The sequence below is a fragment of the Amycolatopsis sp. cmx-8-4 genome (assembly GCF_046548675.1).
GTDB lineage: Bacteria > Actinomycetota > Actinomycetes > Mycobacteriales > Pseudonocardiaceae > Amycolatopsis.
In genome coordinates this window covers 1-24,857 of the sequence record NZ_JAEBDZ010000022.1, presented here as the reverse complement: position 1 = coordinate 24,857, position 24,857 = coordinate 1, and the positions used below count along the sequence as shown (strand labels likewise).

The window sequence follows — 24,857 nt, the reverse complement described above, 5'->3', positions numbered from 1 at the left end:
CGCCCGGAAACTTCCCATTTTCCCACCCCCTGGCCACTCCGGCCCGGCCACCGGGAACCGGCGCACACTGAGGTCACGGGACGAGGGAAGGAAAGCCGGGATGGCAGCAGGGAACGGACCACGGATCGCCGTCGCGCTGGACGGTGCCGGGTGGCACCCCGCCGCGTGGCGGGAGCCGGGGGCACGGCCGGGTGAGCTGCTCACCGCGGGGTACTGGGCCGATCTGGTCCGCGAGGCCGAAGCGGCCAAGCTGGACTTCGTCACCCTCGAGGACTCGCTCGCCCTGCAGACCGAGCAGTACCTCGACCGGCCGGGCGAACGCACCGATCTCGTCCAGGGCCGCCTCGACGCGGCGCTGATCGCCGCCCGCGTCGCGCCGCTGACTTCGCACATCGGGCTCGTGCCGACCGCGATCGTCACCCACACCGAGCCGTTCCACCTGTCGAAGGCGATCGCGACGCTCGACTACGTCAGCGGCGGCCGGGCCGGCGTCCGCGTCCAGGTCGCCGGGCGGCCCGCAGACAACCGGCACTTCGGCCGCCGCGAGTTCGGCGAGTTCCGGCTCGAGGACTCCACCACCCCGGACGTCCCGAGCGCGCTGTCCGACCTGTTCGACGAGGCCGCGGACTACGTCGAGGTCCTGCGCCGGCTGTGGGACAGCTGGGAGGACGACGCCGAGATCCGCGACGTCGCGACCGGCCGGTTCGTCGACCGGGAGAAGCTGCACTACATCGATTTCGAGGGCCGCTGGTTCAAGGTCAAGGGCCCGTCGATCACCCCGCGCCCGCCGCAGGGCCAGCCGCCGGTCACCGCGCTGGCGCACGCCGCGGTCCCCTACCGCCTCGCCGCCCGCTCGGCCGACGTCGTCTACGTGACGCCGTTCGACCGCGCGCAGGCTGGCGAGATCGTCACCGCGGTGCGCGACGAGCAGGACCGGGCCGGCCGCGCGGCCGAGACACTGCACGTGTTCGGCGACGTCGTCGTGTTCCTCGACGAGACCGAGCGGGCCGCGGCCGACCGCTTGGCCCGGCTCGACGACCTGTCCGGCGCGAAGTACACCTCGGACGCCCACGTCTTCACCGGCACGCCCGCCGGGCTCGCCGACCTGCTGCTGGACTGGCAGGCGGCCGGGCTCTCCGGGTTCCGGCTACGGCCGGGCGCGGTGCCGCACGACCTGACCGCGATCACCCGGGGCCTGGTCCCCGAGCTGCGCGCCCGCGGCGCCTTCCGCACCGAGTACGAGGCGGACACCCTGCGCGGCCTGCTCGGCCTCGCCAAGCCCGCCAACCGCTACGCCGCCTGAGGAGGCCCGCGATGACCAAGCCCCGCAAGCAGATCCACCTCGCGGCGCACTTCCCCGGCGTGAACAACACGACCGTGTGGAGCGACCCCGAAGCCGGCAGCCACATCGAGTTCAGCTCGTTCGTCCGGCTCGCGCAGACGGCCGAACGCGCCAAGTTCGACTTCTTCTTCCTCGCCGAGGGCCTGCGCCTGCGCGAGCAGAACGGCGAGATCTACGACCTCGACGTCGTCGGCCGCCCCGACACCTTCACCGTGCTCTCGGCGCTGGCCGCGGTCACCGAACGGCTCGGCCTGGCCGGCACCATCAACTCGACGTTCAACGAGCCGTTCGAGGTGGCCCGCCAGTTCGCCTCGCTCGACCACCTCTCCGCCGGGCGCGCGGCCTGGAACGTCGTCACGTCGTGGGACGCCTTCACCGGCGAGAACTTCCGGCGCGCCGGGTACCTCCCGCAGGACCAGCGCTACGACCGCGCCGAGACGTTCCTGCGCACCGCGTGGGAGCTGTTCGACTCCTGGCGCGGCGACGAGATCGCCGCCGACGCCGGCAGCGGCGTCTTCCTCCGCGATCCCGCCGCGGGCGCCTTTTCCCACCACGACAAGCACTTCGACATCGAGGGCCGGTTCCCGGTGCCGCGCAGCCCGCAGGGCCGCCCGGTGATCATCCAGGCCGGCGACTCCGACGAGGGCCGCGAGTTCGCCGCGGCCACCGCCGACGCGATCTTCAGCCGCTACGGCACCCTGGAGGCCGGGCAGGCGTTCTACACCGACGTCAAGGGCCGGCTGGCGAAGTACGGCCGGACGTCCGAGCAGCTGGTGATCCTGCCCGCGGCGACGTTCGTCCTCGGCGACACCGACGCCGACGCCCACGAGCGCGCCCACGTCGTCCGGTTGCAGCAGGTCAGCGGGCAGACCGCGATCAAGTTCCTCGAGCAGCTGTGGAACGCCGACCTGTCCGGCTACGACCCGGACGGCCCGCTGCCCGACATCGACCCGGTGCTCGGGGAGAACACGATCGCGCGCGGCCGGGCCAGCGTCCGGATGTACCGCGACCCGCAGGCCACCGCGAAGGAGTGGCGGCAGCTCGCCGAGGCGAAGAACCTGTCCATCCGCGAGCTGATCATCGAGGTCACCGGCCGGCAGACGTTCATCGGCTCCCCCGCGACCGTCGCCGCCACGATCGACGACCTGGTCCAAGCGGACGCGAGCGACGGGTTCATCCTGGTCCCGCACGTCACGCCGGGCGGGCTCGACGAGTTCGCCGACAAGGTCGTGCCGCTGCTGCAGGAACGCGGCTCGTTCCGGACCGAGTACACCGGCACCACCCTGCGCGAGCACCTCGGCCTGGACGCCTGAACACGACGGCGGCCCGGGGACGAAACCCCGGGCCGCCGGAGTGGTGGTCGCCGCCCCGCCCACGATCCGCGGGCCGGCACCGGCGGCGCCCGGCGCGGTCACGACGACGATGAGCGCCACTGGTTTTGTCCGACACTCCTCGGCTCACACCGCCGAAGGACGGGCCTCCCCTTCGCGTGCGAAGGTCGGTTCCGCCGCTTCCAGGCGGGGTACCGCGACGCCCAGCCGCCGCGCTTCCGCCAGGGTGTCCCGGCAGATCTCGCGCGGTTCCTCGGTCCCGGGGTCGGAGTGCGCCTCGAAATTCACGCGCAGCGGCGCGAAGTGCGCGGTCAGCCAGGCGAGCACGGGGGCCGTCAGCCAGGCGGGTGCGCGCAACCCCAGCACCCCGCCCCGGTGGCGTCGCAGGTCGACGCCGCGCGCTTCGAGGAGCGGCAGCAGCTCGCGGCCGGTCAGCAGCGCTTCGCGCAAGGCGCCCGTCGCCCCGGCCAGCTCGGCCAGCGAACCCAGCTTCAGGCCCTGCGCGTGCACGCCCGCGTTGAACGCGAAGTGGACCCACAGCCAGCCGCGGAAGTCGGGTTTCTCCCGCGGCCGGAACCCGGCCTCGCGAAACACCTGGCGCACGGCCTGCTCCCGGTCGGTCGGCGGCCGGTCGAGGGTGCCGAAGACGGCCTGCGGCAGCAGCGCCCCGCGGAGCACGCCGTCCGCGCCGAAACCGCCGCCGGCTTGGGGAAAGCCCCATGCGACGCGGTCGAGGGGCAGCGCGCCGATCGCGGCCGTCGGCTCGGCCCAGAGGTTGCCGAAGACCAGCACGGTGGCCGCGCCGACGCGCGGGGCCAGGAACGCCGCGGCCTCCGCGAGGCGGTGGTGCTGCACGCTCAGCACGATCAGGTCGAAGTCGTGGTCCGGCGCCGGTTCCTCGCGATAGCGCACCGGCCACTTCTCGACGACGCGCTGCCCCCACGGCCGCCGCCGCGTGTCGAGCAGGTCGAGGTCCACCGCTCCCCCGTACGCCGCCGCGCGGCCCGGCCGGACGTAGAACTCGACCTCGTGCCCGGCCCGTTCCAGGGCCCACCCGTACACCGTGGCGATCACGCCGCGGCCGAACATCAGGATCCGCAAGGCACACCTCATGAGCTAGGATGGAAATGGAGGTCATCTCCACTTCTCAAGCTAGGGAGGCCGGGTCCGGTTGTCAACGCGAGATTCCGACAAGCCGTTGCGCGCCGACGCCCGGCGCAACCGCGACGCCCTAGTAGCCAAGGCCCGGGAGGTCTTCGACGCCGGCGGCTTCTTCGACCTGCGCTTCGACGACTTCGCGCGCCTGGCCGGCGTGGGCACCGGCACGCTGTACCGCCACTTCCCCACCCGGGAGGCGCTGGCCGAGGCGGTCTACCACGAGGAGGTCACCGCGTTGTGCGACCGCGCCCGCCGGTTGCGGGCCACCCTCCCCGCGCAGGAGGCGTTGGCGGCCTTCCTGCGCGGCATGGTCGACCACATGGACGCCCACCAGGGCCTCGCCCGGACCCTGGCCACGCTCATGACCACCGGCTCGAGCGCGCTCGCCGAGGGCAGCCAGGCGCTGGAGCAGGCCGTCACCGAGCTGGTGGCCGCCGCGGTGAAAGGCGGCTCCGTCCGCGACGACGTCGGTGCCGGCGCCGTCATGATGGCGCTGCACGGCATCGGCGCGGCCCACGACCGCCCCGATTGGCGGGCCGAGGCCGACGGTGTCATCACCCTCGTGCTGGACGGGCTGACCAGGCCGGAGTAGCCATCCCGGACCGTTCGGACCGGAAGCCGGGCCGTGGCGGAATAGCTGTTCCGGTACGCTGACGGGGCCGAGCACGAGGAGCCGCACATGCCAGCACCGTCGACCCCCGGACTCATCGCCCGCGCGGCCGGGGCCGTCCACACCCGGGTGTTCTCGCTGCCGCCGGCGCGCACGGCGTACACGATCACGCGCGGGCTGCGGGTGCCCGCCCGTGACGGCGCCGACCTGGTGACCGACCACTACGAGCCGCGGGCCGGGGCGCGCGGCACCGTGCTGATCCGGTCGCCGTACGGCCGCGGGCTGCCGGTCAGCCTGCTGCACGGCCGGATGCTCGCGGCGCGCGGTTTCCACGTCCTCGTGCAGAGCGTCCGGGGCACCGGCGGCTCGTCGGGCGTGCTCCAGCCGATGACGCAGGAGGCCGGCGACGGCCAGGACACCGTCGCCTGGCTGCGCGAGCAGCCGTGGTTCGACGGCCGCCTCGCCACCCTGGGCGGTTCCTACCTCGGCTGGAGCCAGTGGTCCCTGCTGCGCGACCCGCCGCCCGAGCTCAAGGCCGCCGTCGTGGTCGTCGGCCCGCACGACATGGCCCGCGCGATGTACGGCACCGGCGCGTTCGCCCTGGCCGACTTCCTCGGCTGGAGCGCCACCGTGCTCGCCCAGAGCGACGGCGGGCTGCGCCTGGCGCTGGCGTCCGGCCGCCGGGCGCGCAAAGCCACGCACGAGACGCCCCTCGGCGCGGCCACGGAGACCGCGCTCGACGGCGCCGCGCCGTGGTTCGCCGGGTGGCTGTCCCACGCGGATCCAGCCGATTCCTTCTGGAACGCTTACGACGCAAGCGAAAGTCTCACCAAGGTCGAGGCCCCGGTCCTGCTCGTCGGCGGCTGGCACGACGTCTTCCTCGACCAGACCCTCGAGCAGTACCGGGCGTTGTCCACAAGAGACGTCGAGGTCGCGCTCACGATCGGGCCGTGGAAGCACCTCGACACCCTCGCCGCCGCCGCACGCGTGATCGACCGGGAGACCTTGGCTTGGCTCGAACAGCACCTCGACGGCGGTCCCGCACGGCCGCGGCCGGTCCGCGTGCACGTCACCGGCGCGGGCGAGTGGCGGACGCTGCCGTCGTGGCCGCCCGCGACCACCGACCGCGTGCTGCACCCGCGGGCCGACGGGCGGCTCGGCGACACCGCCGACGTCGAAGGCGCGTCCACCGGGTTCCGGTACGACCCGGCCGATCCGACGCCCGCCGTCGGCGGCCGGCACATGTCGGCCGGCGCCGGGGCGCGGGACAACCGCGCGCTCGAGGCCCGGCGCGACGTGCTGACGTTCACCTCCGAACCGCTCGGCTCGGCGCTGGAGGTCATCGGGGCGCCGCGGGTGGAATTGGCCCTGGAAAACGACAATCCGCACGCGGACGTGTTCGTCCGGCTCTGCGACGTCGACCCGCGCGGCCGCTCCCGCAACGTCACCGAGGTCTTCCGGCGGCTCGATCCCGGCCGCGCCGGCGCGGTGTCGCTCGAACTGGGCGCCTGCGCGCACCGGTTCGCCGCCGGGCACCGGCTGCGGCTGCAGGTCAGCGGCGGCGCCCATCCCCGCTACGCGCGCAACCCCGGCACGGGCGAACCGATCGCGACGGCGACGGCGTTCACGGCCACGCGCTACACCGTCCACTGTGCCCGGTCGACGCTCACCGTGCCGATCGCGTAAGGGAACTACGTCGCCTCGGGCGGCGCGATCCGCCGGCTCCGCTGCCGCTCCAAGGCCGCGATCTGCCGGTTGGTCAGCCCCGGCTCCGGCAACGGCGTCGGGACCTCGCGGGCGGGCTGCAGGCTGTCCAGCACAAGCCCGATCACCCGCCGGTACAGCCGCGGGTGGCGCGGGCCGCCGAAGTCGACCGACGTCTGCACGGCCATCGACAGCAGCAGCAGGTCACCCGCGACGAGGTCGTCCCGCACGAGCCCGGCCTCGCGTGCGCGCCGGACGAGCCGCTCGAGGTGCGCCCCGGTCCGGTTGTGGCTGTCCTCGACGAGCTTCGCCAGCCGGTGCGGCGTACGCGGGCGGGACCAGCCGAGCGTCTCGCTGTAGGACCCGTTCAGGAGCTCGCGGAAGCCGCGGTCGGGCGCCAGCGTCGTGACGCAGTTCTCGAGGAACCCGGCGATCCCGTGCCACGGGTCGGCGTCCGTGCTCGCGTCAAGCGCTTGCTGTTCCGCCACCGCGAACCGGGGCTCGTAGACCTCGTGGATCAGGTCGTCCTTCGTCGCGAAGGTCCGGTAGACGGTCCCGACGCCCACGCCGGCCGCCTTGGCGACGTCGGCCAGCGTGACGGTGAGCCCTCGTTCCGCGAACAGGCCGGCCGCGGTGGCCAGGATCCGCGCGAGGTTCTCCTGCGCGTCCCGCCGGCGCGGCCCGGTGCGGGTCGCCTCTGGTGTTCGAGGGGGCGCCATTTCCCGGATGCTACCGGCCTTCCTGGTGCCGCCCGTCCCGGCGGCTCGTGCTCACGAAAAGTTCAGGATCGATTCAGTAACTTCTGCTAGTCTCCCGATGTTTCGCGGCTCACCGTGGCGCCGCGCCTGCAGCCGTTGCGCCGTAACCGGTGCGCGGCGCGAACTCATCGAGGAGTCACATGACAGCCATCGTCCGGGTCCACGGCCGCCAGGTCCTCGACAGCCGGGGCAACCCGACCGTCGAGGTCGACGTCGAGCTGGCGGACGGTTCGCTCGGCCGGGCCGCCGTGCCGTCGGGCGCCTCCACCGGCACGAAGGAAGCGGTCGAACTGCGTGACGGGGACAAGTCGCGGTTCCACGGCAAGGGCGTGCGCAAGGCCGTCGACGCGGTCAACGGCGAGATCGCCGAGGCGGTCGTCGGGCTCGACGCCGAGGCGCAGACCGAGGTCGACCGCGCGCTGATCGCCCTCGACGGCACCCCGAACAAGGCCCGGCTCGGCGCGAACGCCACGCTCGGCGTCTCGCTCGCGGTGGTCAAGGCCGCCGCGGCCGCCAGCGGGCTGCCGCTCTACCGCTACGTCGGCGGCGTGTTCGCGCACCTGCTGCCGATGCCGATGATGAACATCATCAACGGCGGCGCGCACGCGGACAACCCGATCGACTTCCAGGAGTTCATGATCGGCCCGATCGGCGCGGAGACCTTCGCCGACGCCGTCCGGATGGGCTCCGAGGTCTTCCACACGCTGCGCAAGTCGCTGCACGACGCCGGGCACGGCACCAACGTCGGCGACGAAGGCGGTTTCGCGCCGAACCTCAGCTCCGCCGACGAAGCGCTCGAGTTCGTCCTGCGCGCGATCGAGCAGTCCGGCTACAAGCCCGGCGAGGACATCGCGCTGCTGCTCGACCCGGCCGCGTCCGAGTTCTACACCGGCGAGGTCTACGACTACACCGGCGAAGGCCGCAAGCGCAGCGTCGAGGAGCACGTCGCCTACCTCGCCGAGCTGACCGCGAAGTACCCGATCATCTCCATCGAGGACGGCCTGGCGCAGGACGACTTCGAGGGCTGGAAGCAGCTGACGGACCGGATCGGCGACCGCGTGCAGCTCGTCGGCGACGACCTGTTCTGCACCAACGTGAACCTGCTCAAGGACGGCATCGAGCGCGGCATCGGCAACTCGATCCTGATCAAGGTCAACCAGATCGGCACGCTCACCGAGACGCTCGACGCCGTCGAGACCGCGCACAAGGCGGGCTACTCGGCCGTCATGTCGCACCGGTCCGGCGAAACCGAGGACACCACGATCGCCGACCTCGCCGTGGCCACCAACTGCGGCCAGATCAAGACCGGCTCGCTGTCGCGCTCCGACCGCACGGCCAAGTACAACCAGCTCATCCGCATCGAGGAGGAGCTCGGCGCCGAGGCGCGGTACGCCGGCGCTTCCACCATCAGCGGCCGCCACTGACCCGGTCCGGTCCGGGACCGCGGTCCCGGACCGGATCGTCGCCGACGCACATCAGCCGTAGCCGGGCCAGTCCTCGGACGTACCGGCTGGCCCGTTCGTCGCTCGGCATCACCAGCGTCGGGCGGGCGAGCAGCTCGCCGTTGTAGCGGGTCGCCAGCAACGCGGCGCAGGCACCGAACTCCGGGTCCAGCTCCGCCAGCGACAGCGCGACCTGGAACCCGTCCTCGGCCACCGCCAGCACGACCACCGTCAGGCTCGCCATCTTGTGCCGCGTGTCCACCGGCAGCGGGCCCTCGCGCAGGACGTCGTACAGGTGCACGCCGTGCACCTCGTGCCGCTCACGCCTGCGGCGGGTCACGTACTCGACGTCGAGCCGGATCCGCGACCGCTCCCGCAGCTCGCCGATCCCGATCACCCGTGACGCGCACCCGGTCCCGGTGACCAGGAGCCCGCCCGCCGACGGTTCCATCCCTCCACGCTAAGTCACCGTGGCCGCGGCGTACAGCCACGATACGGCCGCAGATACGGAACTCTACGACCCGGGACGCCGCGTCAGCGGATGCGAGGGCCGGCGGACGTGGTGAAGCGGAACTCGATCGCGACCGGGATCGCGTCGAGGTCGAGGGCCTGCCGGAGCCGGGGCAGGCCCTCGGTCTCCAGGCGTTCGCGGATCTCCGTGGGGTCGCCGTCCTGCTCCACCGAGACGACCAGCGCCAGCGTCGGGTCCTCGCGGGTCCCGGCCAGCGTGGCCCGGGCCTGGTGCACGCCCGGGTAGGTCCGGAGCTCCTCGGTGAACGGCGCCACCGCGGCGTCGGCGGCCAGTTCGGTCCGGCCGCGGTCCGGGTCGTCCTCGAAGCGCCACGTCTGCGTCCGCGGGCGGCGCGCCAGCTGGGCGAGCAGCCAGCGCAGCACCAGCAGCCCGAGCACCACGGCCACCGCGGCGGCGACGTAGAGCACCCACGTCGGCGGCGTCGCCGGGCCCGGGACCAGCGGCGACCCCGGATCGACGACGGTCAGCCGGCGGAAGTGCGTCGCGACCGCGAACCCGCCCGCGGCCAGCAGCACCAGCCCGACCAGGCCGAGCAGGACGCGGTTGAGCCGGGCGGGACGGTTCAGGTTCGTCATGACTTCCTCCGGGGAGCGCGGACCCGCACCGAGACGGCCGGCCGGGTGGCCGGGCCGACCTGGTCGAGCCGGTGGCCGACCGCCTCGCGGACGGCGTCGGCGAGGCCGTCGGTCCGGGTCCGGGCCGTCTCGACCCGGACCTTCACACGCCGGGTGCCGAGCTTGACCGCGGCGCCGGACACGCCGTCGACGCCCGCCGCGGCGGCGCGCAGCGTCGAGCGGTAGCCGCCGCGAGCGGCGCCCGCGTCGAAGGATCCGCCCAGCGGCAGCACGGTCAGGGTCCCCGGCAGGATCGCGCCGAGCACCAGGACCAGCCCGAGCAGCGCGACGACGCCGCCGGCCACGGCCGGCAGCACGTCCGTCCACCGCAGGTCGTGCAGCCGGGACGCGACCGAGTCGGGGCTGACCCACGGACGTTCGCCGAGGATCAGCTGGACCGCCACGACGGCGACGAGCACGCACGCGGCCAGCACCACCACCGCGGTCAGGACAGCCGGGACGCTCCGGCGGGGACGGCGTTTCATTCGACCCTCCGTACTTGGCCCGCGGTGGTGTGCAAGGCGGTGACCGTGAGGTCGACGCGCGTCACGGCGAGCCCGGTCAACGCCTCCACCCGCTCCACGAGGTGCTCGCGCGCCCGTTCGGTGGTGCGCGCGACCGAGGCGGGGTAGACGATCGAGATCCGGACGTCGAGCGTCACGGTCTCGTCGCCGACGTGGGCGCTCACCTTCGCGGAGTGGTCGAGGTCCTCGCCGCTCAGGCTGACGCCGAGGACCCGGCCGGCCGCGCCGCCGACGTCGTCGACCTCGAGCACGGCGCAGGCGGCCAGCCGTTCGACCGCCTGCGCCGAGATGGTCAGCACGCCGCGCTCGGCGACCGGCGCGGTCAGGGTGGTGGTCACGCTCAGCCCCGATCGCGGCCGGCGAGCTGCGACAGGTCGAGCTTGCCGTCGAGGTAGCGGCCGACCAGGAAGCCGATCGCCCCCAGCACGGCGACCGCGGCGAACGCGCCGAAGCCGCCGAACGCGACGGCCAGCCCCAGGACGAGGCCGGTGAGCAGGCCAAGCTGCGTGGACTTCACGAGACCCTCTCCTTCTCTTGTGCGGCAACCACTTGTACGGCGATCTCCGGTGCGGGGATCTCCGGTCCGGGGATCTCCGGTGCGGCGCCGGCCGGTTCGGCCAGGTCCGCGATCACGACGTGCACCGGCCGTCCCGCGACGGCGGCGGCGGTGCGCACGGCCGCGGCGACGTCCGCGGCCACCAGCGGGTAGCGCGTGGTGACCGCGATCGTGACGTCTTCGTCGCGGACGCGCACGCCCGCGATCCGCCGCGGCGGGTCGAGCGTGGCGATCTCGCCGAACCGGCCGCCGTGCAGCCCGGTCACCCCGGGCGCGATCCGCACGGCGGCCGCGATCCGGGCGGCGTCGGGTTCGGGATTCACTGCACCCGGCCGGTTTCGGTGGTCTCGCCCTCGTCCTCGGACGGCAGGTGCAGGTCGCCGACGTTGATGTTCACCTCGACCACCTCCAGGCCGGTCATCTGCTCGACGGCGGTGATCACGTTGCGGCGCACCGAACGCGACAGGTCCGCGATGGACACGCCGTACTCGACGACGATCTGCAGGTCGACGGCCGCCTGCTTCTCGCCGACCTCGACCGACACACCCTGCCCGGCCGAGGCGGTCGCGCCCGGGATCCGTTCGCGGATCGCGGAGAAGGCCCGCGCGGCGCCGCCGCCGAGGGCGTGCACGCCGGGGATCTCCCGCGTGGCCAGGCCGGCGATCTTCTGGACGACGACGTCGGCGATCGACGTGGCGCCCTCGGTCGTCACCAGCGCGCCGTCGCCGCCCTTCTTGGCCTGGTCCGACGGTGCCTGCTGGGCGGGCACCTTGGTGGCGGTGGCGTTCGTCATGACGTCTCCTTCGCACATCGGGAATGCGTTGTGTTCTCGCGGAAGCCCCTTGATTGTTCTTCCACACAGGACAGACAACACGGTGGGAAGATCGTCACGACCCGATCGTGTGACCCCCATCTCCCGCGTACGGGTGACCGCCGGCTCTACCCGCAGACGGGAACCCCGGCGCGCTTCGCCGCCGCGCCCAGGGCGGCGATGACCGCCGCGCCCGCCACCGACAGCGCGATTCCCACCAGTACCGCGACATTCCAGCCCGCGACGAGGTCTCGCGGTTCACCCGTCGCCGCCGGGTGAACCGCCAGCACGGTCACCACGGTGACGCCCAGCGCGGCGCCGACGTACCGGCTGGTGTTGTTGATGCCGCTGCCCATCCCGGCCCGGTGCGGCGGCACGCTCGCCACCGCCTCACGGCCCAGCGACGCGTTCACCACGCCGGTACCGAGCCCCGCCAGCAGCAGCCCGCCGAGCAGCGGGCCCGCGCCGGAGCCCGGGGTGACGAACGCGAGCGGCACCAGGCCGGCGGCCACCACCAGCAGGCCGGCGCTCAGCCGCGCCCCGCCGGAGAACGCCGCGGGCAGGCGCCGGGTCAGCAGTGCCGAGACCACGCTGGTCGCCGACCAGGCCAGCACCACGAGCGACGCCGTCAGCGGGGTGAACGCCAGGCCGCTCTCCAGCATCGTGCACAGGAAGGCCATCAACGCCGTGACGCCGCCGCCCGCCACGAACGCGCCGGTCGTCGCCGAGAGCAGCGCCGGGCGGCGGAACAGCGTGAGGTCGAGCATCCCGGCCTCGGCCCGGCGCTGGTGCGCGAAGAACGCGGCGAGCAGGACGGCCGCGGCGACGAGGAGCGTCACCTCCAGCGGGCTCGTCCAGCCCTGGCGGCCTTCGGTGAGCGCGGCGAGCAGGGCCGCGAGGCCGCCGCCGAGCAGCAGCGAGCCGGCGACGTCGACCTTGCGCGCCCGGCCCGAGACGGACTCGTCGAGCAGGACCCGGCCCAGCACGGCGACGCCGAGGGACAGCACGGTGGTGACGAGGTAGAGCACGCGCCAGCCGGCGGCGAGGTCGAGGACCGCGCCGGCCACCGGGCCGATCGCGATGCCGGCGCCGAGGCACGCGCCCCACACCCCGGTGGCGCGGGCGCGGCCGGCGGCGTCCGGGAAGGCGTGGCCGAGCACGGCGAGACCGCAGGCGATCAGCGCGGCCGCCCCGAGCCCTTCGACGACCCGGCCGACGATGAAGGTCAGCGGCCCGGGCGCGACCGCGCACAGCAGCGACCCGGCGGCCAGCACCGCCCCGCCGGCCGCGAACACGCGCCGGCGGCCGAAGTCGTCGCCGATCGCGCCGGCCGGCAGGAGGGCGACCGCCAGGCCGAGGCTCATCGAGCTGAGGATCCAGGACGTCGCGATCGCGCCGGCGCCGAGCCCGCGGGCCACCGACGGGACGATCGAGAGCGGCGCGGTGAACACGAACATGGCGAGCAGGGTGCCGCCGCCGGAGGCGACGAGCACAGCGGCCGGGCGGCGGTCCATGCGGGCTCCAGTTGATTCGGTGACCGAACTCTTCGCCCGGAGGCTAGCACGCTTTGTTCGTTCACCGAACCTTTCTGTGGCACACTGGGGCGCATGGCACTCCCCCGCGAGTACACCGGCCAGGCCTGCTCGATCGTGCGCGCCCTCGAGATCGTCGGCGAGCGCTGGACGCTGCTGATCGTGCGGGACGCGGTCTTCGGCGTCCGGCGGTTCAGCGACTTCCTCGAGCACCTCGGCATCCCGCGCGCGGTGCTGACCGAACGACTGGAGTTCCTGGTCCGCGAAGAGGTCCTGACCCGCGTTCCGGGGCCGGGCAAGCGGAGCGAGTACGAGCTGACCGCGAAGGGCCTCGCGCTGTGGCCGGTCGTCCGCTCCCTGTCGGCCTGGGGCGACGAGTACTACGCGCCCGAGGGCCGCCGTCGGGTGTTCGTGCACGGTTCCTGCGGCGGCGAGGTGACCCCGGCGGGCGCGTGCGTCACGTGCGGCGCGCAGGTACCGGTCGCCGACACGGTGATGACCCCCGGCCCGGGCCTGCCCCCGCCGTCACCGCGGGACAACCCGATCACGACGGCCCTGGCCGAGCCGCGGCCGCTACTGCAGCCGGTGCACTGACACCACCAGAACCTGACGCGAAGATGTCGTTCGCCCTTGGTCGCGCCGAGGTTCGCCATGCGCCCCAATGTGGCGTTGGGTGCGTTGGACGCACCCAACGCCACATTGGGTGCGTTGGATGCACCCAACGCCACATTGGGGCGCTTCCCTGCGCGCAGCAGTAGCCGATGACGGTCGTGAAGTGCCGCGCCGCCGGACCAGCGGGAACCGACCCCGCTTGGCCTCACCCCCAGGCGGTGCCGTGAACTCTTGACAAGCAACCCCGCCAGCCTGTCTGCTTACTCATGCGCGAATGGACGTAGTAACGAGCAGTTTCTCGCACTTTCCGGAGGCTCGAGTGCATCGACGGCTAAGCGGAACCCCTCGACGGCTGCTGTGCGGCGCCGTCGCCCTGGCGCTCACGGGAGCCCTCGCGGCGCCCGCGGCGGCGGACCGGCTCACGGCGGGGACCTTCTCGGTGCCACGCAGCGGCGACGCCCCGGGCTACCAGGTGCGCGTCGACCCGGCCCACCTCGGCGTCAGCGTTTCGCGAGGTGGGGAGACCCTGCTGCGCACCGCGCCGGACGCGTTCACCTTCGGCGCCGCGGTGGCGACGCGCGTGCGGTCCGTCTCGAAGCAGGGCGCGAGCGTGGTCGTCGAGGCCGACAGCACCGCGGGCAAGACCGTGACCCTCCGGCTGACGCCGCACGCGGACCGGTTCGACCTGAGCTGGTCGGTGGCCGGCGAGCCGGCCGGGGACCGGGCGACGCACTTCGACCTGGCGGCGTCCGGGCACTGGTACGGCGGCGGGGAGACCAGTGAGGGCACGCCCCAGCCGTACCCGCTCTCCGCGGGCGTGGTGGACGAACCGGAGTTCTCCCCCGCCAGCTACATGATGCAGGAGCCGTACTTCTACACCTCGAAGTCGATCGGCGTGTACGTCCGCACCGCGCAGCCGATGAAGGTCGCGCTGGCGAACGGGCGCGCCGACCTCACCGTCACCGGGTCGGCGGAGTACGCGAGCACGGTGTTCGTCGAGTCGAGCCGCCGCGCGGTCTACGACGACTACGTCGGCGAAGTCGGCAAGCCGGAGAAGAGCGACGCGACCGACGCGGAGTACGCCAGTCCACTGTGGAACTCGTGGGCGCAGTACTACCGGAACATCGACCAGGACAAGGTCGTCGCGTGGGCGCGCGACCTGAAGGCCGCGAACGTCGCCGGGCACACCGTGCAGCTCGACGACAAGTGGGAGTCGAACTACGGCAACCTGACCTTCGACGCGAAGACGTTCCCCGACCCGAAGAAGCTCGTCGACGACATCCACGGGATGGGCCAGAAGTTCGGGCTGTGGACGACGTTCTGGATCAACCTCGACTCGGCGAACTACGGGTACGCCCGCGACCACGGCTACCTGCTGCACGCCAAGACGAACCCCGCCGAGCCGTGCACCGTGAAGTGGTGGAACGGCACGGCGGGGATCATCGACCTCGGCAACCCGCAGGCGCGCGACTGGTACACCGGCAACCTGCGCACGCTGATGGCGGATTACGGCGTCGACGGCTTCAAGTTCGACACCCGCTTCTTCGACGACAGCTGCGCGACGTCGAACGGCCTGACCCCGCAGGACTACCAGAAGCTCGGCGCGGACATGACCGACCGGTTCGACCAGCAGGGCGCCGGCATCCGCACGCACTGGGGGAACCAGCGCTACGGCTTCGTCATCCGCGCGGTCGACGCGGACACGACGTGGGACGGCCTGCGCACCTCCCTGCGCCGGGCCTCGGCGATCTCCGCCGATGGCTACCCGTTCGTCGAGACCGACATGATCGGCGGCTCCGAGAGCATGCCGCCGCCGTCGAAGGAAGTCCTGGTGCGCTGGGCGCAGGCGGCGTCGCTGATGCCGCTGATGTACGCCTCGACGTCCCCGGTGACGACCGTCGACACCACCACCGGCAAGCCGGTGACCTACCCCGCCGACACCGCCCGCCTCTACGCCGACGCGGTGCGCACGCACGCGAAGCTGGCCGGTTACCTGCAGACGCAGGTGAAGCAGGCGGTCGCGGACGGCACGCCGATCATGCGGCCGGTCTTCTTCGACTTCCCCGTCGACCACCGCTTCGACACGATCGACGACGAGTGGCTGCTCGGCCCGGCCCTGCTGGCCGCTCCGATGATCACGGCGGGCACGTCGCGCGACGTGGTCCTGCCGGCGGGCCTGTGGTTCGACCCGAACACCCACCGCGTCGAACTGGGCGGGCGCACCTTGCGCGGCTACCCGGCGCCGCTCGGCACCACGCCGATGTTCGTGCGCCTCGGCGCCCCGGGTTCGGCCGGGCTGATCACCGCGCTGTCCCGCTGAGCTGGCCGGCGCTCACGCGGGAACCGAGCACCCGCGTGAGCGCGTCGGCCAGCGACGTCTCCGACGTCGAATGCCACGCGACGACAACGTCGGGCCGCAGCAGCAAAGCACCGTCGGCGGGCAGGCGGACCTCGGTGAGCCAGCCCTCGTGCGGCACCGCGGCCCACCGCAGCCCGAGCCGCCCGGCCTCGGCGATCCAGTGGCCGTTGTCCGGGCCGGTGAGCAGCGTCAGACCCGGCCCGGCGAAGTCCACAGTGGACGTCGTCGCGTCGAGCCACGCGTGCGGGACGCGGGTGCCGGGGCGGCCCGCCGGGGCGTAGTGGTCGGCGGGCGCGGGGTCGCGGCCGTCCGGGACGAACGCGCCTTCCGCGTACTGGGTGCCGAACATCGTCGTCATCGGGTCGCCCGGCAGCCCGCCGCCCTTGGTGAAGGCGGACAGCATGTCGCCCACGTGCCCGATCACCGTGCTGGACGCCTCGGCGATCGCGTAGCCGGCCGGACGGCGTTCGGTGTCGTACGTGCCGAGCAGCGCCGGGTCCGCCTTCCCGGCGAGCACGGCGGCGAGCTTCCAGGCGAGGTTGGCCGCGTCGGCGACGGCCGTGTTGGCGCCGGCCGCGGCCATCGGGGGCATCACGTGCGCGGCGTCGCCCGTCAGGAACACCCGGCCCTCGGCGAACCGGTCGGCCACGCGCATCGCGGACTCCCACGGTGACCGGCCGAGCAGTTCGACGTCGAGGTCCGGCACGCCCACCACGATCCGCAGGAGGTCCAGCCAGTCGCCTTCGCCGAGCGTGCCCGCGTCGGGGAAGTCGGCGGTGGAGAACAGCCAGCGGTCGGTGCCGTTGACCGAGAGGAACGCGCCCGAGGCCACCGGGTTCTCGATCTGGCACAGGTTGAACGGCTTGTCCCGCACCAGGTCCGTCAGGTCGGCGCGGAAGTGGAGGTCGAGGTTGTCGGCGAGGTGGCCGTGGCCGCCGCGGGTGATGCCCAGCGCCTCGCGGACGGGGCTGCGGGCGCCGTCGGCGGCGACCAGGTAGTCCGCGGCCAGTTCGTACGGCTCGCCGTCCGCCGGCCGCAGCAGCGCCGTCACCCCGCCGTCGCCCTGGGTGAACGACACGAGTTCGGTGCCGAGGCGCACGGACACGCCGCGCTCCTGGGCGGCCCGGCGCAGCAGCGGTTCCAGCACGGACTGGGGACACAGGACGTTCGGCGCCGGACTCAGCTCGGGCATCCGCCCCTGCTGCCCTCGCCGGGCGCGCAGCAGGTCGGTCAGCTCCCGCGGGCGGGCGGCGGCCAGCGTCGGGCCGGTCAGCACCTGGCTGAACGCCGCCAGTGGCGCGCTCGCCTCGTCGACCTCGTCGGCCAGGCCGAGCAGGCGGAACATCTCGGTGCTGCGGGGGTTGAAGCGGCGCGCCTTCGGCTGGGGCGACGAGCCGTCGCGCCGGTCCACGAGCACCGGGAACACCCCCTCGCGCCGCAGGAGCAGGGCGGTGGTCAGGCCGGCGATCCCGCCGCCGCTGATCAGGACGGGGACACGTGCGGTCATGGGAGACTCCCTCTAAAAGTGACACGGTACAACTCAGTACACCGTGCAACTAGTGATATCGTCAAGCCATGACCACGGAGACCGGGCCGGGCCGGCGCGAGCGCAAGAAGGCGGCCACCCACCGGGCGCTGGCCGACGCGGCCCTGCGCCTGTTCCTCGAGCGCGGATTCGACGACGTCGGCGTCCGCGAGATCGCCGAGGCCGCCGACGTGTCCACCACGACCCTGCAGAAACACTTCCCCACCAAGGAATCCCTGGTCTTCGACCGCGACGGCGACGTCGAGGAGGGCCTGATCGCCGCCGTGCGGGACCGAGCGTCCGGCACCTCGGTACTGGACGCGCTACGGGATCACACGCTCGCCCGAGTCCGGCTGGGCGCCGCGGCCGGAGGCGCGTCGGCGTTCCTGGACCTCGTGCACCGGACACCCGCGCTGAGCCGGTACTGGCACCGGATGTGGATGCGCCACGAGGACGCGCTCAGGCGGGCGCTCGCCACGGAAACCGGGGCTCCCGAGGACGATCCCGGCTGCGCCGCGCTGGCGCACTTCGCGCTGGAGACGTCAGCGCTCGCGATGCGCGCCGCGGATCCGGTCGCGACGGCCGAAGCCGCGTTCGCGATCCTCGACCACGGCTGGCGCGCCGCACGCTGAGCCTGGCGCTACTGCAGCGGGCCGAGAACGGACCAGTGCTCGACGAACTGCCCGTCGCGCATCCGCACGAAGTCCATCACGCGGAACTCGACGTCCCGGCCCGACGGCGGCGCGCCCAGCCACTCGCCTACGTGGTGCCCGCGGTAGATCTTGTGGGTGGCGACGACGTCATCGGTGTCCACGCAGTGCACAATCTCGACCTTCAGGTCGGCGAACGCGGCGTGCAGCGCCCGTGTGACTGCGGCCACGCTCCGGCCATCGTCCGGCAGGCCGTTCTTCGCCGACCGGTTCCGGAAATCGGCGTGGACGAAGTCGTCGATCAGCTCGACCCGCCCGCCCTCGTGCACCTGCTCGACGAACGCGCGCATCCGCTCGACGTTGCCGGATTCCACATGGCCGGATTCCACACTCCCGGATTCCACATCGCCGGATTCCGTATCCACCCGGCCACGGTACTCAGAGGCAGGGCGGCCGGTAGCCGTCGACGTGCAGGCCGCGGAAGGCCAGCACGTTCGGCGTCTTGCCGACGAACACCAGGCCGCGGGCCTCGGTCAGCGCCGAAGCGAACGAGTACGTCGGCGTGCCCAGCTCGGGCAGCGACGTCCAGGCGCGGGGCGCGAAGCTGAAGAACCTCGTCACGACCTTCCCGTGCGTCGAGGGCACGAGCGTCAGCCACTTGTCGCCGCCGCTCCAGTGCGACGCCGGGCGCAGCTGGACGTAGAGGTCGTCGGTCGCGCTGTAGGTCAGCCGGAAGCCCGCCGACCGGGAGAGGTCGGCCCGCGCCTCGAACTGGTTGCCGAGCCAGAGGACGGCCACGTGCCACTCGGCGTTGAGGAAGCTCACCTTCGCCGCGTACCGGCCGTGATCGCGCACGAGCAGGCTGCCCGTCGCCGGCACCGTCGTGCCCTCGCCGCTGGCGAGCCACTGCTGGTAGCCGTCGATCGACGGGGTCGCGCACTCACACGAGCCGGCAGCTGAAGCGCTCGCCGTCCCGAGCAGCGACATCACCAGCACCAGGACGAAGGCTGCAAACGGAACCCGTGCGCGCATTCCCGGGAAGCTAGCAAAGACCGGCGACCGGCCGCGCACGCGTGTTTCGGTGAGCGGGACCGTGTGGCGCGAGTCACGGAATGCCTGTCGATCTTCGGCGCTGAACAGAAGAGAAAGCGTTCCGATCCGAGGGAGTGCCATGTCCGCCACCACCACGCCGCCCGAGGCGTCGACCACGCCGGTCGTGCCCGTGCTCGACGACTTCGACTTCCCGCTCACCGACGGCGCCGCCTGCCGCATCGACGACCCGGACTGCGAAGCCTGCCAGTGAGCCCGAGCGCGGGCCGTCCACTCCGGTGGCCGGCCCGCGCCCCCGGCTCAGCCGCCGGCCGGACGTTCGACGACCACCGTGGCCATCAGCGAGTGGCCGACCCCCAGGCCCTGCTGGGACTGCTGTTCACACGCGAACAGCGCCTGCGCGAGCCGCTTCGCCTGCTCCGGTGAGCGCAGCTCCCCCGCCGCCGCGAGGACGCCGTTCCAGCGCTCGGCGAAGGCCGCGAAGAACGCCTCGACCCGCGACGGGACCTCGCCCACGGGCGGCTTGAACCGCAGCTGCGCCGGAGCGACGTCGGTGGTGCCGCGCGCGAGTTCGTTGAGCAGCGTGCGGTACGGCGGGATCGCCTGGTTGAACGCGCGGGTGGCGGTGTGCCGGCCGACGAGCACGGACCGGTCGGTGAAGGTCACCGCGCCCAGCCGGGCGCCCGCGCCGATCGCGGCCTGGACGAGGGCGTCGTCGAGTGACCCGCGGTCGTAGAAGCTCATCTGGTCGTGGACGGTCTCGTTCGCCCCCTCGAAGAAGCTCATGTTGTACGCCCAGCGCGTCTCCGGCCAGCGCGGCGTCCATTCGACCGAGTAGCGCCCGAGCACGTCGACGATCATCACCGCGCTGTCGCGGGTCTCGACGATCCGCCGCATGAGCCCGGTCAGGACGTCGATCGTGTCGGCGTGCGGCAGGTGCGAGTAGGGCACCCCGCAAGACAAGTAGAGGTCGAAGTCGCCGGCGGGGAGCTCGGCGCGCATGTCGGCGACCTCGAACTCGGCGGGCCGCCCGGCGTGCAGCGAGCGCGCCGTCTCGACCATGCCGGGGTCGAGGTCGACGCCGACGTAGGCGAGCCGGCTGTCGTCGGTCACCGGGGCGAGGTCGCCGTGCGGCTCGGTGAGCAGCGCGAGCCCGTCGCCGGTGCCGGCGCCGATGTCGACCACCCGCAGCGGCTGGTCCGGCCCGCGCCGGACCAGGTCGACGGCGTCGCGCAGGACCCGGTGCGTGACCACCTCTTCGAGCATGGTCTTCACCGGATCCCGGCGCTTGGGCGAGGTGTAGTGGGCTTTCGCGTCGCGGTAGGACGTGGCCGCTGTCGTGTTCACGCCTCACCCCGGGTGCGAGCATCGTCGATCAGTACGTATGACGCGTTGCTGGTCGTGATCTCCATATCCCCGATTCTGGCAAGAAAAGCCGTTCGGGTGACCGGACGTCTCGGATCGTGCCCACTGCGTTCCGTTCCTTCAGACCGGTGTAGTGGTCAGCATCCAGTGGCTGAACGAGGCGTACCGCGCCGCGAACTCGGCGGGACCGGCGGCTGCTTCGACCGCGGCGGAGAACTCCCGGACCCGCTCGAACCGGGCGATGCGGGCGTGTTCGTACTGCTTGAGGGCCTCGGTCAAGTCCGCTGACGCCAGGGCGGTCCGCAACACGCCGGCGTCCTCGACGCCGAGGGTGCCGCCCGCGGCGATGTGCGGCGACAGGCCGTGGGCGGCGTCGCCGATGAGCGCCACGCGCGAGCCGGTCCAGCGCGGCAGCGGGGGCACGAGCACGATCCGGTTCTCGAGGATCGCGTCCTCGGGGGTGGCCGCGATCATCCGCAGGAGCTCGTCGTGCCAGCCCGCTTCGGCGAGGTTGCGGGCGCGTGCCAGAGCGCGGTCGCGCTTGCTCCCCGACAGCGGCCCGGCCTCGAACTGGTTGACCATCCACATGGTCTGCCCTTCGGCGACGCGGGTGTAGCCGCCGCGCGTGCCGTCCGTCCCGATGGTCAGCACGGTGCCTTCGGGGCGTTCGTCCCCGGCCGGCACGATCGCGCGCCATGCGTAGTGCCCGGCGTGCGCCTGGGCGCCGGTGCCCGGGAGCAACCCCGAGCGAACCCGCGAGTAGACACCGTCGGCGCCGATCAGCAGGTCGGCGTGCAGGCTCTCGCCGCCGTCGAGGTGGACGACGACCTCGTCCGCGCGGTCCTCGAACCCGGTCAGCCGGGCCGAGAGACGGATCCGGTCGCGGCCGACGACGTCGGCGAGCAGCGTGTTCAGCGCCGGCCGGGGCACCAGCAGGAAGCGGTGGTCGCTGTCGTCGTACCCCTTGGCGCGCAACGGCTTTCCGGCCGGGTCGAAGAACCACGCGTTGATCTCCTGCCCGAGCGCGCGGACGTCGGCACCGGCGTCTTCGAGCACCCGGATCGCGTTGGCCCACAAGCCGATCCCCGCCCCCGCGGCGCGGATCCCGGGCGCCTGCTCCAGGACGGTGACGTCGTGCCCGATCCGCCGCAGGGCCGCGGCGGCGGTGAGCCCGACGAGGCCACCACCGGCGATCACAGTGCGCATGTCCCGCTCCTTCGTTCGCTCCTGCCTCCAGTCAAGGACGACGGCGTCATGATGGCAAATGCATGCTCGCTATCTGTAGCATTACCTGGGTGCATCTTGATCTGAACCTGCTGGTCGCGCTGGACGTCCTGCTCGACGAAGGCAGCGTCGGCGCCGCCGCGGACCGGCTCCACCTCTCCCAGCCGGCCATGAGCCGGACACTCGGGCGCATCCGGCGCGCGACCGGCGACGAGATCCTCGTCCGCGCCGGCCGGGTGATGCTGCCGACGCCCTACGCCGAGCGGATCCGCGACGAGGTGCACCAGCTGGTCACGCGCGCCCAGACGATCTTCACCGCCGGGACCGACCTCGACCTGGCCACCCTGGACCGCACGTTCACGCTGCAGTGCAACGACGTCGTGGCGGGCGCGCTGGTCCCCCGCCTGATCGCCCGCGTCGCGGCGACCGCTCCGGGCGTCTGCCTGCGAGTGCTCGGTGAGGCGGACACGGACGCCGACGGGTTGCGCCGGGGCACCGTCGACGTCCGGCTGACCGACGAGACGACGCACCCCGCCGACGTGCGCTCGGCGACCGTCCTGACCGACACCCTGGTCACCGCCGGCCGCCACGACCTCGCCGCCGACCCGGCGACGACGGCCGGGTTCACGGCGCTGCCCCACGTCGTCGTCTCCCGCCGCGGCCGCCGGCGCGACCGCATCGACGACGTCCTCGAGGCGCACGGCACCGCCCGGCGCGTCTCTCTCATCGTGCCCACTTTGGCCATGGCCCTGGCCGCCGTCACCACCGCCGAGCTCGTCACCGTCGTCCCCGGGATGGCCGCCGCCCGGCTCGGCCCGGAGCTGCGCGGGTGGCCGCTTCCCGTGCCGACACCGGAGATCCCCGCGGTGCTGGCCTGGCACGCCCGCCACGACCGCGACGGTGCCCACACGTGGTTGCGCGACACGATCCGGGACGTCCTTTCTGTCGGTGGTCCCCGGTAACGTCTGGTCCGTGAACGCTCGGGAACGCATCCAGGAACTCGCCGATCGGATCGTCGTCATGCGCGACGCCTACTACCGGGGCTCGCCCACGGTGGCGGATGCGGAGTACGACGCCGTCGAGGACGAGCTGCGTGGCCTGATCGAGGCGAACCCGGACCTCGCGCCGGACCCGAACCCGCTGGACCAGGTGGGCGCGCCCGCGGTGCTCCACGCGCCGATCCGGCACTCGCGCCCGATGCTGTCGCTGGAGAAGGCGACCCGGCCGGAGCAGGTCGTGGCGTTCTTCGAGCGCTTCCCCGGCCAGCCGGTGGTCGTCATGCCGAAGCTGGACGGCCTGTCGCTGGCGCTGGTCTACGAGAAGGGCCGGCTGGCCCGGGCGATCACCCGGGGCGACGGGACGACCGGCGACGACGTCACGAAGCTCGTGCGGGCGCTGACCGACGGCATCCCGGACCGCGTCGACGCCCCGGGCCGCGTCGAGGTGCGCGGTGAGGCCGTGATGCTGCGGTCCACCTTCGCCGCCTACAACACCGCGCACCCGGACAAGCCGCTGATCAACCCGCGCAACGCCGCCGCGGGCACGCTGCGGGCCAAGGACCCGGCCACCGTCGCCGGCCGGAACCTGCGGTTCTTCGCCTTCGACCTCTACACCGACCCCGACAGCGCCGAAACCGACCTGGGCAGCGCGTTGCAGACGCTCGGGTTCACCGCGGCCGACATGCGGCGCTGCACGGAGGCCGAGGCCGCGCAGGACGTGATCACCACGATCGAGCAGCAGCGCAACGACCTGGACTACGACCTCGACGGCGCCGTGCTGCGCCTGGCCGACCGCGACGCCTACGCCGCCGCCGGCACCCGGTCGAGCTCACCCCGTGGCGCGCTGGCGTTCAAGTTCGCCGCGGAAGAGAAGACCACCGTGCTGTCCGATGTGGTCTGGGACGTCGGCAAGACGGGCAAGATCGCCCCGGTCGCCTGGCTGGAGCCGGTGTTCGTGGGCGGCACCACCGTCACCCGCGCGACCCTGGCCAACCAGGAGGTCATCCGCGCCCGCGGCATCAAGATCGGCGACACGGTGCTGGTGCGCCGCGCGGGTGACGTGATCCCGTTCGTCGCCGGGGTGCTCGACGCCTCGAAGCGCACGGGCGCGGAGCAGGAGATCGTGCCGCCGACGGTGTGCCCGTCCTGCGGGCATCCGCTGACCGAGCAGGGCAACAGCCGGGAACTGTTCTGCACCAACGTCTCCTGCCCGGCCCAGACCGTCCGGCGGCTGATCCACTGGGCTTCGCGCGCCGCAGCGGACATCGAAGCCATCGGCGGCGTGTGGATCGAACGACTGGCGGAGACGGGGATCCTGGAACAGCCGTCGGACTTCTACGGGCTGACCAAGGAAACCCTGCTGGAGTACGACCGCATCGGCGAGGTCTCGGCCACCCGCATGATCGAGTCGATCGACACGAGCCGCCAGGTCGGCCTGCGCCGCGCGCTGATCGGCCTCGCGATCCCGATGGCGTCGGAAGGCACCGCCGCCCGCCTGTGCCGGGCCGGATTCGGTTCCCTGGAAGACGTCGTGGACGCGGGCGTCGACGGCCTGGTCGCGGTGGAGGACATCGGCCCGAAGGTCGCGACGTCCCTGATCGAGCACCTCACCCGGCTGCGCCCGGAACTCGAGCGGCTGCGCGAGGCGGGAGTATCGCTGGACGTACGCGAGGAGGACCTCCCGCCAGTGGTCGCGGCGGGCGCCCCGCTGGCGGGCAAGACGGTGGTGATCACGGGCGGCATCAACGACCCGCGCTCGGGCGAGAAGGTCCCCCGCCCGACGTTCCAGCGCCTGTGCGAGAAAGCGGGCGCCACCACGGCATCCTCGGTCTCGGCGACCACGGACCTGCTCATCACGGGCGCCGACGTCGGCGCCAGCAAGCTCACAAAGGCGGAGAAGCTCGGCGTCGAGGTAGCAGACCAGAGCGAGATCTGGCCACTCCTGATCGACGCCGGCATCGTCTAGCCCCAATGCTGGTCGTTTAAGTCATCTTGGCTGCTCTCTTGGCGTATTCGGGCTTGCTCGGCGGTGCGATGGCCACCGCCGAGCGAGGCGGCCTGCTGTCCTGGCGTCGCTGTCGGTGATGCGCCCGCTTGACCGGGAAGTTGCTCATCTTCCGCTTGATGACTCGCGGATAGCTTCGGTCTCGGCGAGCCGGA

The 24,857-nt window shown here is 72.8% G+C and carries 26 protein-coding genes; 11 read left to right on the top strand and 15 right to left on the bottom strand.

Going from position 1 to position 24,857, the window contains the following annotated elements; translation table 11 throughout:
• Positions 1-100 precede the first annotated feature (100 nt).
• Entirely contained in the window at positions 101-1,303 is a 1,203-nt protein-coding gene (locus tag ACLJQZ_RS35185; RefSeq protein ID WP_410624356.1) for an LLM class flavin-dependent oxidoreductase, read from the top strand.
• A gap of 11 nt (positions 1,304-1,314) precedes the next feature.
• The gene (locus ACLJQZ_RS35180; RefSeq protein ID WP_410624355.1) at positions 1,315-2,655 is read left to right on the top strand and encodes an NtaA/DmoA family FMN-dependent monooxygenase; all 1,341 of its coding nucleotides are present in this window, start codon (positions 1,315-1,317) and stop codon (positions 2,653-2,655) included.
• A 144-nt stretch (positions 2,656-2,799) separates the two neighbouring features.
• Here the strand turns inward: ACLJQZ_RS35180 and ACLJQZ_RS35175 are convergent, their stop codons facing one another.
• Positions 2,800-3,774 carry a ketopantoate reductase family protein gene (locus ACLJQZ_RS35175; RefSeq protein WP_410624353.1) on the bottom strand — a complete coding sequence of 325 codons (975 nt, stop codon included), beginning with the start codon at positions 3,772-3,774 and terminating at the stop codon, positions 2,800-2,802.
• A gap of 70 nt (positions 3,775-3,844) precedes the next feature.
• Between ACLJQZ_RS35175 and ACLJQZ_RS35170 the strand changes: the two genes are divergently transcribed.
• The gene (locus tag ACLJQZ_RS35170; RefSeq protein WP_410624352.1) at positions 3,845-4,423 is read left to right on the top strand and encodes a TetR/AcrR family transcriptional regulator; all 579 of its coding nucleotides are present in this window, start codon (positions 3,845-3,847) and stop codon (positions 4,421-4,423) included.
• Positions 4,424-4,510: 87 nt separating this feature from the next.
• Entirely contained in the window at positions 4,511-6,127 is a 1,617-nt protein-coding gene (locus ACLJQZ_RS35165; RefSeq protein WP_410624350.1) for a CocE/NonD family hydrolase, read from the top strand.
• Positions 6,128-6,132: 5 nt separating this feature from the next.
• On the opposite strand, the gene ACLJQZ_RS35160 is transcribed toward ACLJQZ_RS35165, so the two are convergent.
• On the bottom strand, positions 6,133-6,864 hold the full coding sequence (locus ACLJQZ_RS35160) for a TetR/AcrR family transcriptional regulator (protein WP_410624348.1): 732 nt from the start codon (positions 6,862-6,864) through the stop codon (positions 6,133-6,135).
• A gap of 179 nt (positions 6,865-7,043) precedes the next feature.
• On the opposite strand from ACLJQZ_RS35160, the gene eno reads away from it, so the two are divergent.
• The gene (eno, locus tag ACLJQZ_RS35155; protein WP_410624346.1) at positions 7,044-8,327 is read left to right on the top strand and encodes a phosphopyruvate hydratase; all 1,284 of its coding nucleotides are present in this window, start codon (positions 7,044-7,046) and stop codon (positions 8,325-8,327) included.
• On the opposite strand, the gene ACLJQZ_RS35150 is transcribed toward eno, so the two are convergent.
• The 8 genes from ACLJQZ_RS35150 to ACLJQZ_RS35115 all read right to left on the bottom strand — a co-directional run bounded on the left by ACLJQZ_RS35150 (position 8,311) and on the right by ACLJQZ_RS35115 (position 12,896).
• On the bottom strand, positions 8,311-8,796 hold the full coding sequence (locus tag ACLJQZ_RS35150) for a molybdopterin-binding protein (protein WP_410624344.1): 486 nt from the start codon (positions 8,794-8,796) through the stop codon (positions 8,311-8,313). The two genes, eno and ACLJQZ_RS35150, sit on opposite strands and share 17 nt — an antisense overlap.
• 83 nt (positions 8,797-8,879) lie before the next feature.
• Positions 8,880-9,452, bottom strand: a complete 573-nt coding sequence (amaP, locus tag ACLJQZ_RS35145; RefSeq protein WP_410624342.1) for an alkaline shock response membrane anchor protein AmaP — start codon at positions 9,450-9,452, stop codon at positions 8,880-8,882.
• Entirely contained in the window at positions 9,449-9,976 is a 528-nt protein-coding gene (locus tag ACLJQZ_RS35140; RefSeq protein ID WP_410624340.1) for a DUF6286 domain-containing protein, read from the bottom strand. Before ACLJQZ_RS35140 ends, amaP begins: the two co-directional genes overlap by 4 nt.
• The gene (locus tag ACLJQZ_RS35135) at positions 9,973-10,353 is read right to left on the bottom strand and encodes an Asp23/Gls24 family envelope stress response protein (RefSeq protein WP_410624338.1); all 381 of its coding nucleotides are present in this window, start codon (positions 10,351-10,353) and stop codon (positions 9,973-9,975) included. Before ACLJQZ_RS35135 ends, ACLJQZ_RS35140 begins: the two co-directional genes overlap by 4 nt.
• Positions 10,354-10,355: 2 nt before the next feature.
• Positions 10,356-10,532 (bottom strand): hypothetical protein, encoded by a 177-nt coding sequence (locus ACLJQZ_RS35130; protein WP_328453719.1) that lies wholly within the window; start codon positions 10,530-10,532, stop codon positions 10,356-10,358.
• Entirely contained in the window at positions 10,529-10,894 is a 366-nt protein-coding gene (locus ACLJQZ_RS35125) for a hypothetical protein (RefSeq protein ID WP_410624336.1), read from the bottom strand. Before ACLJQZ_RS35125 ends, ACLJQZ_RS35130 begins: the two co-directional genes overlap by 4 nt.
• Entirely contained in the window at positions 10,891-11,364 is a 474-nt protein-coding gene (locus ACLJQZ_RS35120) for an Asp23/Gls24 family envelope stress response protein (protein WP_247051227.1), read from the bottom strand. The genes ACLJQZ_RS35125 and ACLJQZ_RS35120 overlap by 4 nt, the downstream gene beginning before the upstream one ends.
• A gap of 146 nt (positions 11,365-11,510) precedes the next feature.
• Positions 11,511-12,896 (bottom strand): MFS transporter, encoded by a 1,386-nt coding sequence (locus ACLJQZ_RS35115; protein ID WP_410624334.1) that lies wholly within the window; start codon positions 12,894-12,896, stop codon positions 11,511-11,513.
• 93 nt (positions 12,897-12,989) lie between these two features.
• On the opposite strand from ACLJQZ_RS35115, the gene ACLJQZ_RS35110 reads away from it, so the two are divergent.
• Positions 12,990-13,508 carry a winged helix-turn-helix transcriptional regulator gene (locus tag ACLJQZ_RS35110; protein WP_410624332.1) on the top strand — a complete coding sequence of 173 codons (519 nt, stop codon included), beginning with the start codon at positions 12,990-12,992 and terminating at the stop codon, positions 13,506-13,508.
• Positions 13,509-13,845: 337 nt separating this feature from the next.
• A complete protein-coding gene (locus ACLJQZ_RS35105) occupies positions 13,846-15,846 on the top strand; it encodes a glycoside hydrolase family 31 protein (protein ID WP_410624330.1) in 2,001 nt (666 codons plus the stop codon).
• On the opposite strand, the gene ACLJQZ_RS35100 is transcribed toward ACLJQZ_RS35105, so the two are convergent.
• Positions 15,827-17,392, bottom strand: coding sequence for an FAD-dependent monooxygenase (locus ACLJQZ_RS35100; protein WP_410624328.1), 1,566 nt, complete (start codon positions 17,390-17,392; stop codon positions 15,827-15,829). The genes ACLJQZ_RS35105 and ACLJQZ_RS35100 overlap by 20 nt on opposite strands.
• A gap of 68 nt (positions 17,393-17,460) precedes the next feature.
• Between ACLJQZ_RS35100 and ACLJQZ_RS35095 the strand changes: the two genes are divergently transcribed.
• Positions 17,461-18,042 (top strand): TetR/AcrR family transcriptional regulator, encoded by a 582-nt coding sequence (locus tag ACLJQZ_RS35095; protein WP_410624327.1) that lies wholly within the window; start codon positions 17,461-17,463, stop codon positions 18,040-18,042.
• A gap of 8 nt (positions 18,043-18,050) precedes the next feature.
• Here ACLJQZ_RS35095 and ACLJQZ_RS35090 read toward each other — a convergent pair whose 3' ends face one another.
• A complete protein-coding gene (locus ACLJQZ_RS35090; protein WP_410624325.1) occupies positions 18,051-18,485 on the bottom strand; it encodes an ester cyclase in 435 nt (144 codons plus the stop codon).
• Between the two features lie 13 nt (positions 18,486-18,498).
• Entirely contained in the window at positions 18,499-19,092 is a 594-nt protein-coding gene (locus ACLJQZ_RS35085; RefSeq protein ID WP_410624324.1) for a hypothetical protein, read from the bottom strand.
• Positions 19,093-19,231: 139 nt separating this feature from the next.
• On the opposite strand from ACLJQZ_RS35085, the gene ACLJQZ_RS35080 reads away from it, so the two are divergent.
• On the top strand, positions 19,232-19,363 hold the full coding sequence (locus tag ACLJQZ_RS35080) for a hypothetical protein (RefSeq protein ID WP_256474733.1): 132 nt from the start codon (positions 19,232-19,234) through the stop codon (positions 19,361-19,363).
• Between the two features lie 47 nt (positions 19,364-19,410).
• Here ACLJQZ_RS35080 and ACLJQZ_RS35075 read toward each other — a convergent pair whose 3' ends face one another.
• Positions 19,411-20,457 carry a class I SAM-dependent methyltransferase gene (locus ACLJQZ_RS35075; RefSeq protein ID WP_410624323.1) on the bottom strand — a complete coding sequence of 349 codons (1,047 nt, stop codon included), beginning with the start codon at positions 20,455-20,457 and terminating at the stop codon, positions 19,411-19,413.
• 138 nt (positions 20,458-20,595) lie between these two features.
• Positions 20,596-21,741: an FAD-dependent oxidoreductase gene (locus ACLJQZ_RS35070; RefSeq protein WP_410624559.1), complete on the bottom strand. Its 1,146-nt coding sequence runs from the start codon at positions 21,739-21,741 to the stop codon at positions 20,596-20,598.
• A gap of 29 nt (positions 21,742-21,770) precedes the next feature.
• On the opposite strand from ACLJQZ_RS35070, the gene ACLJQZ_RS35065 reads away from it, so the two are divergent.
• A complete protein-coding gene (locus ACLJQZ_RS35065; RefSeq protein WP_410624321.1) occupies positions 21,771-22,661 on the top strand; it encodes a LysR family transcriptional regulator in 891 nt (296 codons plus the stop codon).
• 10 nt (positions 22,662-22,671) lie between these two features.
• Positions 22,672-24,663 (top strand): NAD-dependent DNA ligase LigA, encoded by a 1,992-nt coding sequence (gene ligA, locus ACLJQZ_RS35060; RefSeq protein ID WP_410624319.1) that lies wholly within the window; start codon positions 22,672-22,674, stop codon positions 24,661-24,663.
• Positions 24,664-24,857: the final 194 nt, after the last annotated feature.

Coding starts and splice junctions, on each gene's coding strand:
- ACLJQZ_RS35185 (WP_410624356.1), top strand. CDS start 101: ATGGCAGCAGGGAACGGACCACGGATCGCCGTCGCGCTGGACGGTGCC.
- ACLJQZ_RS35180 (WP_410624355.1), top strand. CDS start 1,315: ATGACCAAGCCCCGCAAGCAGATCCACCTCGCGGCGCACTTCCCCGGC.
- ACLJQZ_RS35165 (WP_410624350.1), top strand. CDS start 4,511: ATGCCAGCACCGTCGACCCCCGGACTCATCGCCCGCGCGGCCGGGGCC.
- ACLJQZ_RS35160 (WP_410624348.1), bottom strand. CDS start 6,864: ATGGCGCCCCCTCGAACACCAGAGGCGACCCGCACCGGGCCGCGCCGG.
- eno (WP_410624346.1), top strand. CDS start 7,044: ATGACAGCCATCGTCCGGGTCCACGGCCGCCAGGTCCTCGACAGCCGG.
- ACLJQZ_RS35150 (WP_410624344.1), bottom strand. CDS start 8,796: ATGGAACCGTCGGCGGGCGGGCTCCTGGTCACCGGGACCGGGTGCGCG.
- amaP (WP_410624342.1), bottom strand. CDS start 9,452: ATGACGAACCTGAACCGTCCCGCCCGGCTCAACCGCGTCCTGCTCGGC.
- ACLJQZ_RS35140 (WP_410624340.1), bottom strand. CDS start 9,976: ATGAAACGCCGTCCCCGCCGGAGCGTCCCGGCTGTCCTGACCGCGGTG.
- ACLJQZ_RS35120 (WP_247051227.1), bottom strand. CDS start 11,364: ATGACGAACGCCACCGCCACCAAGGTGCCCGCCCAGCAGGCACCGTCG.
- ACLJQZ_RS35115 (WP_410624334.1), bottom strand. CDS start 12,896: ATGGACCGCCGCCCGGCCGCTGTGCTCGTCGCCTCCGGCGGCGGCACC.
- ACLJQZ_RS35110 (WP_410624332.1), top strand. CDS start 12,990: ATGGCACTCCCCCGCGAGTACACCGGCCAGGCCTGCTCGATCGTGCGC.
- ACLJQZ_RS35100 (WP_410624328.1), bottom strand. CDS start 17,392: ATGACCGCACGTGTCCCCGTCCTGATCAGCGGCGGCGGGATCGCCGGC.
- ACLJQZ_RS35095 (WP_410624327.1), top strand. CDS start 17,461: ATGACCACGGAGACCGGGCCGGGCCGGCGCGAGCGCAAGAAGGCGGCC.
- ACLJQZ_RS35085 (WP_410624324.1), bottom strand. CDS start 19,092: ATGCGCGCACGGGTTCCGTTTGCAGCCTTCGTCCTGGTGCTGGTGATG.
- ACLJQZ_RS35080 (WP_256474733.1), top strand. CDS start 19,232: ATGTCCGCCACCACCACGCCGCCCGAGGCGTCGACCACGCCGGTCGTG.